A 14626-nucleotide genomic window follows, 5' to 3' on the forward strand; every position below is an offset into this window, starting at 1 on the left:
AACGGATACCACGTCCCCACTGGGCTGCGGCATGCCGCGGTCAGCGGTTGTCGGCGGTGGCGAAGTCGGGTAGTTCGGTGGACAGCAGCTGCTCGGCGGCGCCGTCGAGGAGCTGGGCCATCTGCGCCGACCGGGCAAGCATGGTGTCTTCGTAGGCGTGGACGGCTTGGTCGATGGTGTCGTGACTGGCCAGGGCGAGAGCGAGGTCGCTGGCGTCGAGCATGGCGAGGTTCACGCCTACGCCGAGCGGAGGCATGAGGTGGGCGGCGTCGCCGAGCAGGGTCACCGTCGGGTTGTGCTCCCAGACGTGGGCTACGGGTAAGGCGAAGATCGGGCGGTCGACGTAGGGGCCGTCGTTGTCGGTGATCAGCCGGCGCAGCCGCGGCGACCAGCCGCGGTATCGCTCCGACAGCCACGCGCGGATGCCGTCGGTGGCGCGGGGGTGCAGGCCGTTGGCCGCGATCCAGTCGGCGGGGACGCGCTGGATGAAGTAGACGCGGATGTGGTCGCCGCTGTTGCGCTGGGCGAACAGGCCGCGGTCACCGTCGGCTGCGGCGGCGCTGCCCTGGCCGACCAGCTCGGCGATGTCGGGGTGCTCGGTCGCGACGTCGTGGAACCAGGCTTCCAGGAAGCTCACGCCGCTGTACTGGGGATCGACGGGGGAAACGGCGCGGCGGACCTTGGACCACGCTCCGTCGGCGCCGATGACCAGATCGGCTTGGATGGTGGTGCCGTTGGCGAAGTGCACAGTTCGAGGGCCGCCGGCGGGACCGCTGACGCCCTGCAGGGCGTGGTCCCAGTGCACGGTGCCGGGCCGGAGCGAGTTGAGCAGCAGATCGCGCAGCTGGCCGCGGTCGATCTCCGGCTTGAACCGTTCGTCCTCCTCGGGAACGTGGTGGAAGAGGATCGCGCCGGACGGATCCATCTGACGCATCTCCTGCCCCTCGGGCCGGGCGAGCCGGAAGAACTCCTCCAGGAGACCGGCCTCGCGGAGGGCGATCTGGCCGTTGTCGGCGTGCAGGTCCAGGGTTCCGCCCTGGTCGCGCGCGGCGGGTCCGGTGTCGCGGTCGTAGACGGTGGCGGGGATGCCCCGGTGCTGGAGGATTCGCGCGCAGGTGAGGCCGCCAGGGCCGGCTCCGATGATGGCGATGCGGGCTGCCGCTGGGTCTTTCATGCTGCCGCTCCGTTCGTTTCGCGGTGTGTGTGCGGCGACCGGCACCTCTCCCGCACCGGTCGGGCGCCGCGAGCGCAAGAAGGCCGCCACTCGCCGGGCGATCGCCGATGCGGCGCTGCGCCTGTTCCTCGAGCGTGGCTACGACGAGGTCGGGATCCGCGAGATCGCGGACGCCGCCGACGTGTCCACCACGACGCTGTTCAAGCACTTCCCGGTCAAGGAGGCTCTCGTCTTCGACGAGGAAGTCGACCAGGAGACCGACCTGCTCGCTGCGGTTCGGCACCGGCCCGAAGGCTGGTCGATACCTGCCGCGCTGCGCGAACACGCCCTGACCAGGCGGCTCGCGGCGGCCGACGGTGACGCCGACTTCACCGCCTTCCTAGGCCTCGTGGCCAGCACTCCCGCGTTGCGCGACTACGCCCAGAAGATGTGGCTGCGTCATGCTGCGGCGCTCGCCCAGGTGATCGCGGAGGAGAGCGGTCTCGCCGCGGGCGACCCCATCTGTACGGCCATGGCCCACTTCGCCCTCGAGGCACCCCGCGCGGCGTACGCGCACGACGACCCCCGCGAGGCCATCACTCGCGCCTTCGACCTCCTGGAACACGGCTGGAATACGGTTGCCCGTACGACGGCGTGACCGGGCTCGCGCGGGTGCAGCGCGCGCCGTCAGAACTGCCCACACCCGCTCGTTCACGAATCGAGGGGGTGGTCTTTGAGTTGGTGGCGCGAGGTGAGGTCGAGTTTGCGGAAGATGTTGCGCAGGTGGGCGTCGACGGTGCGTTTGCTGATGAAGAGCTGGACCGCGACCTCGTTGGAGGTGGCGCCGGCGGCCACCAGGCGCGCCACGGCGAGCTCCTGCACGGTGAGTTTTTCGTAGGCGGGTGAGCCGCGGCGGCTCGGTTGTTCCCCGGCCGCGCGTAGTTCGGCCGCCGCCCGGTCCGCGAACGCCTCGGCGCCGGAGGAGGTCAGCAGGTCCTGGGCGGTCCGCAGGTGGGTGATCCCCTCCCGGCGGCGTCCCTGGCGGCGCAGCCATTCGCCGTAGAGCAGGTGCGCGCGCCCGCGGTACGGGCGCAACGGGCTCGCGGCCAAGAGCGAGACGGCCTCGTGGAAATCGTCCTCGTCGTCGGTCAGCAGGGCTCGCGAGTAGGCGGCGACGCCGGTGCCGGAAGGGCCGGACACCCGATCGGACAAGGCCTCCAGCGCGTCAGCGGCGACCGCGGGCTCGTGGCAGCGGACGGCGGCCTCGATCAGCTCCGGCAAGGCGACGCCGGTGAGGAACAGGTCGTGGTGCGACGTGGCCGCGCGGGCGGCGGCGAGGGCGGCCGGATAGTCAGCGAGCCCGTTGTGGAGCAGGGCCTCCATCCACGCCAGGTTGGTGACGCGAGCCGCGTTCCTGGACAGCGCCCGGAATTCGGCTCGGCGGCCCCGGGCGGCGGCCACGTGCAGGCGGTTGTAGATCAGCGGCGGCAAGCCGGCCGCGTCCGCTACGGCCTCCTCCTCGGCGACCGCGGCCAGTGCCCGCCCCGGGTCGCCGCGGACGGTGGCATCCGCTGCCACCAAACCCAGGCCGAGCTGCAGCGACAGCGCCGAGCCCGATTCGCGGCCGGTCCCGACCAGCCAGTCGGTGATCGCGCCGAGCGCGTCCAAGTCCCACAGCTCGACCGCGATCATGCTGGCCAGCCCCGGCTGGTGGGTCCGCGCCGGACCGGCGAGGGCCTCGCGCAGCAAGGGGCGCGCGGCCCGGTAACCGTCGGCCGACAGGGCGATCAGCGCGTCGAGCAGGTCGGGCGCGTCGGCCGGGGGCGCCGCGGCCCGAGCCGCGGCCAGTACCTCGTCGACGACGCCACGGGCCCGGCCGACGACCAGGCTCATCTCGACCGCTTCGAGGAAGTAGCGCCGCGCCGAGGCCGGATCGAGGGTCGCGAGCCGCCGGGCGGCCCGGACGATCGGCTCCGAGCCGTCGCCGTGGGTGAACGCGATGCGACCCCGTAGTAGGTCGGCGCGGGCCTGGTGGTGGTCGCCGAGCGTGGCGGTGTCGAGGCCCGCGAGCAGGTGGGCGGCGCGGTCGACGGTGCCGGCGTCGAGGTGGGCATGGGCGGCGGCCAGCGTGCGTTCGGTGCGGTCCGGGGCGTCGAGCGAGAGCGCCGCCGCGCGTTCGAGGAAGACCGCCGCGGCGGCCACCCCGCCGCGCGCCTCGGCCCTGGTCGCGGAGCGCACCAGCTCGGCGGCGACGTCGTCGTCGGGCCCCGGGCTGGCCTGTGCGCGGTGCCAGGCGCGGCGGTCGGGCGCCGCGTCCCGGTCGGTCACGTCCGCGAGCGCCCCGTGGGCCGCGCGCCGTAACGCCGCCCCGGCCGACCGGTAGACCGCGGACCGCGCGATCGGGTGGCAGAAGCGGATGCGGGTGCCCACCTCGATCAGCCCGCTCGCCGACGCGTCCGCGGTGGCTCGGGACACGTCGAGCCCGAGCAGCCGGGCCGCCGGCCACAGTAGGCCGGGGTCACCGGTCGGGTCGGCGCTCGCGACGGTCAGCAGAAGGCGCGCGTCGTCGGGAAGCTCCGCCAGCCGGGCCCGGAAGCCCCGCTCGACCCGGGCGGGCACCGAGGCCGGCTCCGGCAGCAGGAACCCGCCCGCGCGCGGCAGCTCGAGCAGCGCGAGCGGGTTGCCGTGCGCCTCGGCCACCAACCGCTCCCGGACCCGCTCGTCCAGCGGGAACGGGTGGCGCGCGGCCAACACCCGCCGTGCGTTCTCGTCGTCGAGCCCGCTCAGCGTGAGCCCCGGGAGTTCCCGCAGCTCATCGGCCGACCGCGTGGCGACCAGCACCGCCACCGGATCGGCCGGGACCCGGCGGGCGAGGAAGACGAACGTCCGCGACGACGCCGGGTCCAGCCATTGCGCGTCGTCGATCAGGCACAGCAACGGCCGTACGCGGGCGGCCGCCGACATCAGCTCCAGCGCCGCCAGTCCGATCCGCAGCGGGTCGGGCCGGCCTGGCCGCGTCCCGAAGGCCACCCGCAGGGCCTCCTGGAGGTGTTCCGGGAGGTCGGGGACGTGCTCCAGGATCGGGCGGCACAGGTGGTGCAACGCCGCGTACGGCATGCCCTGCTCGAACTCCGCCCCGGACGCCCTGACGACCCGGAATCCGCTCGCGGCCTCGGCCGCCCGATCGAGCAGCGTGCTCTTGCCGATGCCGGCCTCGCCGCCGAGCACCAGGGCACCGCCGCGCCCGGCCCGGGCGGCGCGGATCAGCCCGTCGATCTGCTCGATCTCCTCGTGCCGTCCGATGAGCACGTGTTTCGCCAGCGGGGTCCGCATAGCGGGAACCGTACCGGCCCCGTGCCTACCGCGTCGTATGCCGAGATTTGGTTACCTATATTCAGTTTCGGACGGGTGCTACCTAACCTCGACCGCGATCGAGAGTCGATCGGAGGAAAGGATCACCGTGTCCATCAACCGCCATCTGGCCCGCATCGCGATGGCCGCCGCCCTGGGAGCGTCGGTGTTACTCGCGTTCGCCGGCGTCGCCCAGGCGAAGGCCTCGGACCGCACGACCCCGCGGCACCCACAGTGCTCGGCTCTGCTGACGACCTGGTTCGGCGCCTGGAACAGCAATGACGGCAAGCGCCTCGGCACGCTGTTCACCGCGGACGGCCACTACACCGACCACGCGTTCGGGGCGGCCTTCACCGGCCCCGACGGCGTCGCCGGGTGGGTGACGCTGTCCCACGCGCACATCGCCGGCCTGCACGGCAAGCTGCGCTGGGAGGAGCGCCACGGCGACGAGGTCGTGTTCGGCTGGACGTTCAGCGGCCAGATCACCGGCGCGCCGCACGCGTTCTCGGTGCCCGCCGTCACCGTCGTCCGGTTGCGCGGCGCCAAGATCGCCGCCAACGACGACTACTACAGCCGCGCGGACGTGCTGAAGCAGTCCGGCCTGCCCGCCGACTGGCAGCCCCCGGCCTGACCCTCCTGCCGTCCCGGGCCCGCCGATAGGCAGCCGTTGCCGACGCGGCGGGCCCGCGACCGCCCGAACAATCGTGGGCGATCGCCGACCCCACGAGGAGACATCACGCTATGAACAGCGCCGACGCGACCGAGATCGTGCTGCCCGGCAAGGTCGAGCCGACGGACTTCCAGATCCGGCACCGTACGCTCGCCGCACCTGCGCCCGGCCACGTCCTCCTGCGCATGGAGGCCACCGGAGTCTCGTTCGCGGAGCAGCAGATGCGCCGCGGCACGTACTACGACCAGCCGCCGTTCCCGTTCGTGCTCGGCTACGACGTGGTCGGCACGGTCACCGCGGCCGGTCCTGGCGTCGACCCGGCAACGGTCGGCCGGCGGTACGCCGTGGTCACCAAGACCGGCGCGTGGGCGAGCCTGCTCGACGTCGAGGCCGCCGACCTGCTGCCGGTGCCGGCCGGTCTGGACCCCGCCGCGGTGGAGGCCGTACTGGTCAACGGCATCACCGCCTGGCAGATGCTGCACCGCACCGCGAAGGTCTCCCCCGGCGCGACCGTCGTGGTCCTCGGGGCCAACGGGGGTGTCGGCACCACGCTCGTGCAACTCGCCCGCGACGCCGGATGCACGGTGATCGGCACCGCCTCGGCGCGCCACCACGACCTGGTCCGCGGGCTCGGCGCCACCCCCGTCGACTACCGCGACCCGGCCCTGTACGACCGGATCCGCGAGCTGGCGCCCGACGGGGTGGACGCGGTGTTCGACCACGTCGGCGGCGACGGGCTGGCGAAGTCGTGGGAGCTACTGCGCCGCCGCGGCACCCTGGTGCAGTACGGAACGGCGTCCGCCCGCGACAACGGCGGCGCGGTCTCGCAGCTGCCGGTGATGGCGGCGTTCGCCCGGTTGACGATGTGGAACGCCCTGCCCAACGGGCGGCACGCGCACTTCTTCAACTTCTGGGCCGGCAAGCGGAACGTCGACACGTTCCGTGCCCGGCTGCGTGAGGACCTCGACGCCGTGCTGTCGCGGCTGGCCGACGGGGTGCTGGTTCCGCGGATCGCCGCGCGTTTCCCGCTGTCGGAGGCCGCGGCCGCGATGACGCTGGCCGAGACCCGGACCGTGGCCGGCAAGGTGATCATCCTCCCCGACGCCTGATCGAGGAGGCCGTGGACGGCACCTCGCCGGTGTCCACGACCTCCCGCGCGATCAGCCGGAACTTGACGCCGTGCTCCTGCGCGGCCCCGCCGTCACCACACGCGGATGCGGGTGGCACCCGCGTGCAGGGCGGTCAGCGGGCCGGCCGGATACTGCTGCCCGTCCTCCTTGCGCACGCCGGTCAGGTCGCGGTCGATCACCGCCGGGCTGCCGTCCCGCTCCTCGAACTCGGCGTCGACAAAACGCACCCGCTCCAGGTCCCGCCCGGTGACGACACCGACGCGGGCGTCGTCGAAACCCTCGGGCAGCTGGGCGCGCAGGTACACCTCGTCGCCCTCCTCCTCGATCACGACCTCGGCCGTCCCGTCGAGCACGGTGGCGTCCGGTTCCCGATCGGACGGGCGCGCGCCCGCGGCGTAGACGTTGCCGCGCGTGTAGACCGGCTGCTTGACGCCGGGGAAACGCTCGTGTTCGCCGTGGTCGTTCGACTGCTGCTCGATCAGCTCGAGGTACTCGTCGAACGTCGTCGGGTGGCCCTGGAAGATCTCCAGGCCGTGGCCGGGCGCGCCCCGGAACCTCGCGCCGGGGGCGTAGGCGCGGTCGACGTCACCGCCGAGGAACACGTTGCCGACGTAACGATCGTCGGCGCCGTAGATCTGCGCGTAGCCGGCGACCTCGGTGCTGTGCGGGACGTGGTACGGGGTGGGGCGGTCCATCACCGGTCGCCACTGCAACGTGCCGCACAGCAGGTTGTTGACGAACGCCCCGCCCTGGCTGAACGACTCGAACGACACGGCGGACCCGAGAACGTTGTGGTCGACGAGGTACGGCCCGTGGCTGACCTCGACGAACAGGTCCCGATTGTTGTTGTAGAAGACGTTGCGCGTGACGCGGACGCCCTGGGCCTGCCAGTCGAGCCAGGTGCCGAGCGTGCAGTCGTGGATGCGGTTGTGGCGGATCACCACGTCGATGGGCGCATGCAGTTTGATGCCGCCGATCTCGTAGCCGTAGAACTCCCGCTTGAGAGCGATGTTGAAGATGTGGTTGTCCTCGATCGTGGAGAACACACAGCCGAGGTGCCCCACGATCGCGTTCTGCCCGCAGTCGTGGATCGTGTTGCGCCGGATCACGTGCGAGCCGATGTGCTCGGCGTCCCAGCCGATCTGCCGGGCGGAGAACACCGACTCCAGCTGGTACTGGTAGCCCGGCTTGTCGCCCCGCGACGTCGCGAAGTTGTGCCCGGTCGAGGCCTCTTTGCCGATCGCGATCGCCGAGCACTTGGCGTCGTGGATGTCGTTGTCCTCGATGATCCAGCCCTTGGCCCAGTTGGGGCCGATCAGGCCGGGCTGGTCGGCCGTCGGCGGCACCCACGGGCACGCGGCCTGGGCCAGCTCGAAGCCACGCACCGTGATGTAGTTCAGGTGGTGTTCGGTCGGGTAGAACACCGACCGCCGGACGTTGATCTCGACCAGCTCGTCGCGCGGATCGGCGCCCTGGAAGTTCGCCCAGATCGTCGTCGAGTCCGCCCCCACCTCGGCGTACCAGACGTATCGCGTCCGCTCCGGGTCACGCACGTGGTCGGGCAGCTCGGTCCACTGGTCGAGCGCTTCGGTGCGCCGGGGCGGATCGGACACCTCGCCCAGCGTCAGCACCTCGTAGAAGCTCTTGCCGTTGAGGTAGACGTCGCCGAGGTGCTTGCGCGGCGCGTCCTTGGCCGCGTGCACGAGCCAGTCGCCGTCGACCGGTTCGGCGAACGGATTGAACGACCCGAACAGCGCGTTCGGGACGGACGCCGACCACACCGTGCCCTCGACCGGCTCCCAGCCGGTCACCTGCTCCGAACCCGTGATGACCACGTTCTCACCCGGCGCGGCCTGGTAGGTGATCCGGCGCCGGTCGCTCAGGCCGCCCCGCCGGGGACGGACCCACTCCCGGTACACCCCCGCGTGAACGGTCACGGTGTCTCCGGCCCGCGCCAGCTCGGCCGCGCGGTTGATGGTCCGTAACGGGCGTTCCGGCGACCCCTCCCAGGAGTCGGAGCCGGTGGTCGCGACATGGAGGGCAGACGGCATGACCGGGCCTTTCCCAACACTCGACGGCTTACTCGATCAGGTTGATTTATAACCGTTACCGACACGAAACGCCTCGGTCGATACCCACCAAAGTCGAAGTCCGTTCCCACCTCCGGCCGAAGCGGCGGCAATCCACTCGGCGGCATCGTTCTCGGCAGCAACCAGCCGATCGGATTCGACCTCACCTGGAGTAAAGATGCGACGCGTGATCGTCTCGACGTTCGTGACCCTCGACGGGGTCGTGGAGGCCCCGGAGACGTGGTCTTTCGACTTCCACGACGAGCAGAACATGAAGGACGCGCTGGCCCTGGTGCTCGACGCGGAAGCCCTCCTGCTGGGCCGGACGACCTACGAGTCCTTCGCCGAGGCGTGGCCGTCGCGGACGGACCCGATGGGCTTCGCCGACAAGATGAACGCGATGCCCAAGTACGTCGCCTCGACGACGTTGCGTGAGCCCACCTGGGCCGGCACCGAGGTACTCGACGGCAGCCACGGCGACGTCGCCGACCAGGTCGCCGCCCTCAAGGCTGACGGCGACGGCGACCTGCTGATGTACGGCAGCGCCACCCTGATGCGTCACCTGCTCGCCGCCGGCCAGATCGACGAGATCCGGCTGCTCCTGAACCCGGTCGTCGTCGGCTCGGGCCGCACGCTGTTCCCCGAGGGGCAGGCACGCACGACGCTCGACCTGGTGGAGACGCACCAGTACCCGGGCGGGATGGCCCGGCTGACGCTCAGGGCGCGCCGGTGAACCGGACAGCGACTCCCGCCTGGGTACGGTTCAGGTGTCAACACCGACCCGTCGGAGGAGCGCGCACGTTGAGTGAAGACCGGATCGAGCTACGAGGGGGTCCGGCGAGCTACACCAACCTCACGGTCTACCGCGACAACAACCACCAGCTGCCGCCGACGGTCGAGATGCTGGTCGCCGACGGAATCCTGGACTACAAGCTGACCAGCGCGGTCACCACGCCGGACGGGTACCCGATCTACCGGTGCCCCACGAACTGGCGGCTCGCCGTGCGTCCCGCGCCGACCGCCGCGCCCCGGCCCGAGCCGGCGGCCGAGGTCGACCCCCTCGACGCGCTGCTCGCCGCGCTCGACCAGGACGACGCCGACAACCGGCACTGACCCACCGTACGGCTCGACCACAGTGCGGCTCGACCACCGTGCGGCTCGACCACCGTGCGGATTCACATCGTCGAGAGGGCGACGGCGAACGTCGCGGCGGCCGCGGCCAGCAGCGCGCTCAGCGAGCCGCCCATGGCGACGAGCGCCGAGCGGGGCGTCAGGCCGAGACGGAGCAGCCGGTAGACGCCGAGCGCACCGATCAGGGCCATCGGCGCCAGGTAGGAGACGAACACGAAGCTCGCGGCGACCAGGGCCGCGACGCCGACGGCCGTCGACGCGGCGGTGCGAGCGCCCAGGTCGGCGCGCAGCGTCCGGTGGGTGGCGACGACCGCGAACGCCGCCCCCAGGGCCCAGGTGGCTGGATACGCCACGTGGGCCAACAGGATCATCAGGAGGAACACTCCGGCGACGACGGCGGCCGTGCCCGCCCCCGCCGTCCGGGCCGCCCGCCGCGACGTCGTGCGCGTTTCGGCCACCACTGTGACGGAACCCGCGTAGAGGGCCGTCGCGGCAATCATGAGTCCTAATGAGATGTCCATGCGCTGACCGTAGGGACGCGCCGCAATTCGCTCCGACGCTCCCGCGCCCGCGACACCGCTCTCACCTGCTGGAATAGAGGGACGAGCCGCGAGCCAGAGGTGGGTCGGCATTCGGACTCCGCTCGAGGCGACCATCGATGCGACGTGGGCGATGCGTACACGAACGATGCCAACGGCCGCGACCTGTGCGAAGAGCACCGACGCTGACCCGTTGAGCGAAAGTCGAACGGGCCGGAGTTCCGCGAGTGTCTAATGTGGCTAGCTGTCTCGCTGATACGAACGGGGCCAGGCTTTGCGCGAGGGACTGGAACTCGAAACCGCCGACGTCATCCGGGACAACTGGGCCCTGGCCTACAACCTCGTCGGCCGGGCCGCGGAATCGACGCCGACGATCCTGGCCGTCCTGCACCGCACGGTGGCGGAGACACTCGCCGGGCCACCCAGCGACCTCGTCCACCTCCGCACGCGCCTGCTGGTGACGGCGGTCCAGGCCCTGCGCACGGCGGAGCGGACCACGCTCGCCGCCCACACCGATCCGGTCGGCGGCCTCCCGGGCTTCGCCGCCCGCACCATGCTCCAGGTGTGGCCGTCCGGCCAGCGGCGGGAGGCCGTCGAAGCCACCCACTGGATCCTCGACGACGAGCGGGCCCTGCTGTCGCTGTGGTGGCTCGAAGTGGCCGGGCAACTCAGCCGATCGGACCTCGACGCGGTCCTCGGCCTGCCCAAGACCGAGACCGCGGTGCTCGTCCGCGAGATCGAGGCCCGCTTCGAGGACGCCAGGGCGGTGGTGCGTGCACTCGGAGCGGCACCGCGCTGCCCCGGGCTGACCGACGTGGTGGCCCGGTGGGACGGCGAGCCGTCGGTCCGTTGCCGTCGGCAGATCGTCCGGCACGTGCAGGGCTGCGCGGTCTGCCGGGACGGCACGTCCGACCTCGTCCCGGCCGACCGGTTGTTGCGTGGTTTCCCGCTGGTGCCGCCGCCGCGCTGGCTCACCGAACGTCTGACGCCGCCGTCGCTGCCCGCCGCTCCGGCCGCACCGTCCCCGTCGGCCCGCTGGTCACCGGTCCGGATCCGGGCCGCGGTGGCGTTCCGGATGACCGCGGCCGCCGCCGTCACCGCGGTCGTGACGATCGGCCTGCTCTCGTACGCCCGGAGCGACACCGACCCAGCCACCCCGGCACGGGTGGTCCTGGACCGGACCGACCTGGAACGGGCCGAACTTCAACGGGCCGACCTGGAACGGGCCGATCTCCCCGCGGCGGAGCCGACCACGCGCCGGCCCGACACCGGTGGCGCGCCCGGGGCCACCAACGCTCCCGTGGCCGCCACGCCGCGCACCGGGCCCGCGGCCAACCGCACGGAACCGCGCACCGCGCCACCCGGGACGACCCGACGCCACCCGTCGACGCACGGCGAGCGCGGGCCCCGGCACCACGCACGCCCGCACCACGAACGTCGGTGGCAGCACCCCCGCCGCAACCGCTGGCGCCCCGGCCGCCCTCGCTGATCAGGCGATCCGACTACGGTTCCGCACTACCGCTTCAGCACCGACGCCAGGTCGGTGAGCACCCAGGGCTCGTGCACCGAGCCCGGGTCCAGCTCGATCGGTGCGCGGACACGGACGACGGCCGACTCGCCGGCCAGCAGCGTGACGAAGCCGCGGTCGGCCACCGCGCGCGGATGGATGCGGTCGGCCTGGAGAAGGACGTCCCGGGCCAGCGTGCGCGCCTCGACCCGGACGTCCAGCCCGCCCGGAACCGGCTCGACGGTGACCGCCAGCTCGGCGTCGGGATAGGGGAAGTCCTTGTCCGGGACGCCGAACCACAGCGCACGCTCGTCGTCCAGCCGGGCCACCAGGAACTCCGCGTCGGCGAGCGAACCCGGCACGGGCACCAGCTCCACCGACCGGGGCGCCACCACGACGTCGGCGCAGTGCCGGCCGCCCGTGGTCGGCCGTTCGACGGTCACCTGGCCGGTCCACGGCCGTGGGCTGTCGTTGAGCACGGCGACGACGAGGCCGCCGTCCCGGGGCTGGATGGTCAGCGCACGCTCGGCGAACAGTTCGGACAGCGCGAAGTACAGCGGTTTGAAGCGCCCGGCCCCGTCGATCGCGGCCCACGACGTCACCGGCCAGAGGTCGTTGAGCTGCCACAGGATCGAGCCGCCGGTGTGCGGCCAGTGCGCACGCCAGTGTTCGACGCCGGTGCGTACCGCGCGGACCTGGTTGAGCTGGCTGAGGTAGTGCCAGGCGTCGACGTCGTCGGGCACGCCGAAGTGCGGGGCGAGCCCGCGGGCCAGTTTGCCGTTGCCGTCCTCGGCCTTCTGGTGGTGCAGCACGCCGGGCGAGTCGGGGCGCAGTGGCTCGTCGGACACCGCGTCCCGCAGCGTGCGCCAGGCGGGCGGCGCCTGCCAGCCGAACTCGGCGACGAACCGCGGCGCGGAGTTCCGGTAGTTCTCGTAGTCCTCCCGGTTCCACACGTCCCACGAGTGGAACGTGCCGTGGTCGGGGTCGTTCGGTGGGAGGTCACGGCGGCCCGGCCAGGGGCTACCGGCCTGGTACGGCCGGGACGGGTCGAGCTCGGCGACGATGGCCGGCAGCGTCTCCAGGTAGTACTTCTCGCCCCAGGTCTGCCCGGTGTCCCAGCCCATGGCCTCGTACAGCCACAGGTTCTCGTTGTTGCCGCTCCACGTGACCAGGCTGGGGTGCACGGCCAGCCGCGTGACGTTCTCCCGCGCCTCGGCGACCACCTCGGAGCGCAGCGGCTCCTCCTCGGGGTAGCAGGCGCACGCGAACAGGAAGTCCTGCCACACCATCAGGCCCAGTTCGTCGCAGATCTCGTAGAACGCGCGGTCCTCGTAGATGCCGCCGCCCCACACCCGCACCAGGTTGACGCCGGCGTCGGCGGCCGCGCGCAGGCGTCGCTCGTAGCGTTCGCGGGTCATCCGGGACGGAAAGACGTCGTCGGGGATCCAGTTGACGCCCTTGACGAGAACCGGCTCGCCGTTGACACGGAACACGAACCCGCCGCCGGTCCGGTCGATCCCGACCGTGCGGAAACCGGTGCGGCGGTTCCACCGGTCCAGCACGACGTCGCCGTCGAGCAGTTCGACGGTCAGCTCGGAGAGCGTGGGTTCGCCGTGGCCACGCGGGCTCCAGGGCGTCACCTTGCCGACCTCGACGGCGCACCGGGCGCCGGTCGTGGCGCCGGGGAGGTCCAGCACGGCGACCTGCTCGCCGTCCACCAGTACGCGGGCGCGGAGGTCGCGGGCCCGGGTGCGCTCCACGTCGAGGGTCAGGGCCAGCCGGCCGACGCCGTCGGAGTGGGTCGCGAGGGGTAACACCGTGGCCAGCCGGGCCGTGTTCCAGCCCTCCAGCCGCACCGGCCGCCAGATGCCCGCGGTGACCAGGATGGGACCCCAGTCCCAGCCGAAGCTGCACGCCATCTTGCGGATGAAGTTGAACGGCTCCGGGTACGCGTTGGGCCGCGGCCCGAGCTCCTCGCGCACGGCCTCGGCCTCGACGTAGGCGGACGTGAACCGCACCCGCAGTGGCCGCGGGGTCGAATCGACCGACGACGTCACGTCGAACCGGTACGAGCGGTGCATGTTGCGTGTCGCACCGAGCGTGACGCCGTCCAGCTCGATCGCGGCGACCGTGTCGAGTCCCTCGAAGAGCAGGTCGATCCGCTCCGGCTTCGGACCCGGCCACGCAATCTCACGCGCGTAGGTCCAGTCGGTCCGGCCGACCCAGGCGACCGCCTTCTCGTTGTCGTCGAGAAACGGGTCCGGGATCAGACCGGCGGTGAGCAGATCGGTGTGGGCACAGCCGGGAACGGTCGCGGTGGAGGGCGCGCCGCCGTCCGACCACAGCGTCCACGCGCCGCCGAGATCGTGCTGGGAGATCATCGGGTCCCCGCTCTCTGGTCGCTCCGGCGGTGACGCCGTCGTAGGTAGGGTCGAGCCATGACCGGCCTCACGATGGTGGCATTCATTCGCGTCCCCGCTGATCAGGCTCCGGCTCTGACGCGGTACGAGGACGCCGTGCTGGGCCTGCTCCCCAGCCACGGCGCGCTCGTCGAGCGGCGGGAGAAGTCCGCCGACGGCAGCGTGGAGGCGCACCTGCTTAGCTTCCCGTCCCGGGAGGCGATCGACGCGTTCGACGCGGACCCGCGCCGCGCCGAGGCCCGCGCGGGCATCGACGCCTCGACGGTGGAGGCACTGCGCTTCCTGGTGGACCCGGAGGACGGCCCCGACGACATCGTGCTGTGGCGCTTCCTGACCGAGGAGTGGTACAGCATCCTGCTGGAGAAGGACCAGGACCTCGCCGACGTCGATCTCCTCCTGCTGGCCGACGTCCTGTTCGACGCCGACGGCTACGTCGCCGCGGCGCGGAGGCTGGCGGCCGAGACGCTCACCGGTGCGGACGAACTGACCTCACCGGAGATCACGTTCTACGCCGGGCCGCAGTGGGTGGTGCGGTTCGCCGAGGGCGCCCCGGATCCGGAGGGTGTGCTCGTGGTGTTCGACGGCCGCGACCCGGTGCGCCTCGAGGAACTCGACGCCGGCGAGGTCACGGAGTAACCAGCGCGGGGCGCCGGCGC

At 72.1% G+C, this 14626-nt stretch carries 12 protein-coding genes; 7 read left to right on the top strand and 5 right to left on the bottom strand.

Translation table 11 applies throughout. From position 1 onward, the window contains the following. Positions 1–40 precede the first annotated feature (40 nt). The gene (locus ABD437_RS05995; RefSeq protein ID WP_344647721.1) at positions 41–1174 is read right to left on the bottom strand and encodes an FAD-dependent oxidoreductase; all 1134 of its coding nucleotides are present in this window, start codon (positions 1172–1174) and stop codon (positions 41–43) included. Here ABD437_RS05995 and ABD437_RS06000 point away from each other — a divergent pair. Next, positions 1173–1811, top strand: a complete 639-nt coding sequence (locus ABD437_RS06000) for a TetR/AcrR family transcriptional regulator (RefSeq protein WP_344647722.1) — start codon at positions 1173–1175, stop codon at positions 1809–1811. The genes ABD437_RS05995 and ABD437_RS06000 overlap by 2 nt on opposite strands. Positions 1812–1864: 53 nt before the next feature. Here the strand turns inward: ABD437_RS06000 and ABD437_RS06005 are convergent, their stop codons facing one another. Then, entirely contained in the window at positions 1865–4486 is a 2622-nt protein-coding gene (locus ABD437_RS06005) for an AAA family ATPase (protein WP_344647723.1), read from the bottom strand. 127 nt (positions 4487–4613) lie between these two features. Between ABD437_RS06005 and ABD437_RS06010 the strand changes: the two genes are divergently transcribed. Continuing rightward, a complete protein-coding gene (locus ABD437_RS06010; protein WP_344647724.1) occupies positions 4614–5135 on the top strand; it encodes a nuclear transport factor 2 family protein in 522 nt (173 codons plus the stop codon). A gap of 110 nt (positions 5136–5245) precedes the next feature. Continuing rightward, on the top strand, positions 5246–6283 hold the full coding sequence (locus tag ABD437_RS06015; protein WP_344647725.1) for a medium chain dehydrogenase/reductase family protein: 1038 nt from the start codon (positions 5246–5248) through the stop codon (positions 6281–6283). A gap of 92 nt (positions 6284–6375) precedes the next feature. Here the strand turns inward: ABD437_RS06015 and ABD437_RS06020 are convergent, their stop codons facing one another. Further along, positions 6376–8355, bottom strand: coding sequence for a right-handed parallel beta-helix repeat-containing protein (locus ABD437_RS06020; RefSeq protein ID WP_344647726.1), 1980 nt, complete (start codon positions 8353–8355; stop codon positions 6376–6378). Between the two features lie 196 nt (positions 8356–8551). On the opposite strand from ABD437_RS06020, the gene ABD437_RS06025 reads away from it, so the two are divergent. Together ABD437_RS06025 and ABD437_RS06030 are read left to right on the top strand one after the other, a co-directional pair. Then, the gene (locus ABD437_RS06025) at positions 8552–9106 is read left to right on the top strand and encodes a dihydrofolate reductase family protein (RefSeq protein WP_344647727.1); all 555 of its coding nucleotides are present in this window, start codon (positions 8552–8554) and stop codon (positions 9104–9106) included. Positions 9107–9174: 68 nt separating this feature from the next. Then, a complete protein-coding gene (locus tag ABD437_RS06030) occupies positions 9175–9486 on the top strand; it encodes a hypothetical protein (RefSeq protein WP_344647728.1) in 312 nt (103 codons plus the stop codon). A 62-nt stretch (positions 9487–9548) separates the two neighbouring features. On the opposite strand, the gene ABD437_RS06035 is transcribed toward ABD437_RS06030, so the two are convergent. Then, the gene (locus ABD437_RS06035; RefSeq protein WP_344647729.1) at positions 9549–10025 is read right to left on the bottom strand and encodes a hypothetical protein; all 477 of its coding nucleotides are present in this window, start codon (positions 10023–10025) and stop codon (positions 9549–9551) included. A 292-nt stretch (positions 10026–10317) separates the two neighbouring features. On the opposite strand from ABD437_RS06035, the gene ABD437_RS06040 reads away from it, so the two are divergent. After that, the gene (locus ABD437_RS06040) at positions 10318–11532 is read left to right on the top strand and encodes a hypothetical protein (protein ID WP_344647730.1); all 1215 of its coding nucleotides are present in this window, start codon (positions 10318–10320) and stop codon (positions 11530–11532) included. A gap of 26 nt (positions 11533–11558) precedes the next feature. Here ABD437_RS06040 and ABD437_RS06045 read toward each other — a convergent pair whose 3' ends face one another. Continuing rightward, positions 11559–13931, bottom strand: coding sequence for a glycoside hydrolase family 2 protein (locus ABD437_RS06045; protein ID WP_344647731.1), 2373 nt, complete (start codon positions 13929–13931; stop codon positions 11559–11561). 57 nt (positions 13932–13988) lie between these two features. Here ABD437_RS06045 and ABD437_RS06050 point away from each other — a divergent pair, with 57 nt between their 5' ends. Then, the gene (locus ABD437_RS06050; protein ID WP_344647732.1) at positions 13989–14606 is read left to right on the top strand and encodes a hypothetical protein; all 618 of its coding nucleotides are present in this window, start codon (positions 13989–13991) and stop codon (positions 14604–14606) included. Positions 14607–14626 lie beyond the last annotated feature (20 nt).

The sequence above is a fragment of the Cryptosporangium japonicum genome, assembly GCF_039524755.1.
GTDB lineage: Bacteria > Actinomycetota > Actinomycetes > Mycobacteriales > Cryptosporangiaceae > Cryptosporangium > Cryptosporangium japonicum.

Excerpts from the sequence above, each read along its gene's own strand:
- ABD437_RS06000 (WP_344647722.1), top strand. The coding sequence starts at position 1,173 with ATGCTGCCGCTCCGTTCGTTTCGCGGTGTGTGTGCGGCGACCGGCACC.
- ABD437_RS05995 (WP_344647721.1), bottom strand. The coding sequence starts at position 1,174 with ATGAAAGACCCAGCGGCAGCCCGCATCGCCATCATCGGAGCCGGCCCT.
- ABD437_RS06005 (WP_344647723.1), bottom strand. The coding sequence starts at position 4,486 with ATGCGGACCCCGCTGGCGAAACACGTGCTCATCGGACGGCACGAGGAG.
- ABD437_RS06015 (WP_344647725.1), top strand. The coding sequence starts at position 5,246 with ATGAACAGCGCCGACGCGACCGAGATCGTGCTGCCCGGCAAGGTCGAG.
- ABD437_RS06020 (WP_344647726.1), bottom strand. The coding sequence starts at position 8,355 with ATGCCGTCTGCCCTCCATGTCGCGACCACCGGCTCCGACTCCTGGGAG.
- ABD437_RS06025 (WP_344647727.1), top strand. The coding sequence starts at position 8,552 with ATGCGACGCGTGATCGTCTCGACGTTCGTGACCCTCGACGGGGTCGTG.
- ABD437_RS06035 (WP_344647729.1), bottom strand. The coding sequence starts at position 10,025 with ATGGACATCTCATTAGGACTCATGATTGCCGCGACGGCCCTCTACGCG.
- ABD437_RS06045 (WP_344647731.1), bottom strand. The coding sequence starts at position 13,931 with ATGATCTCCCAGCACGATCTCGGCGGCGCGTGGACGCTGTGGTCGGAC.
- ABD437_RS06050 (WP_344647732.1), top strand. The coding sequence starts at position 13,989 with ATGACCGGCCTCACGATGGTGGCATTCATTCGCGTCCCCGCTGATCAG.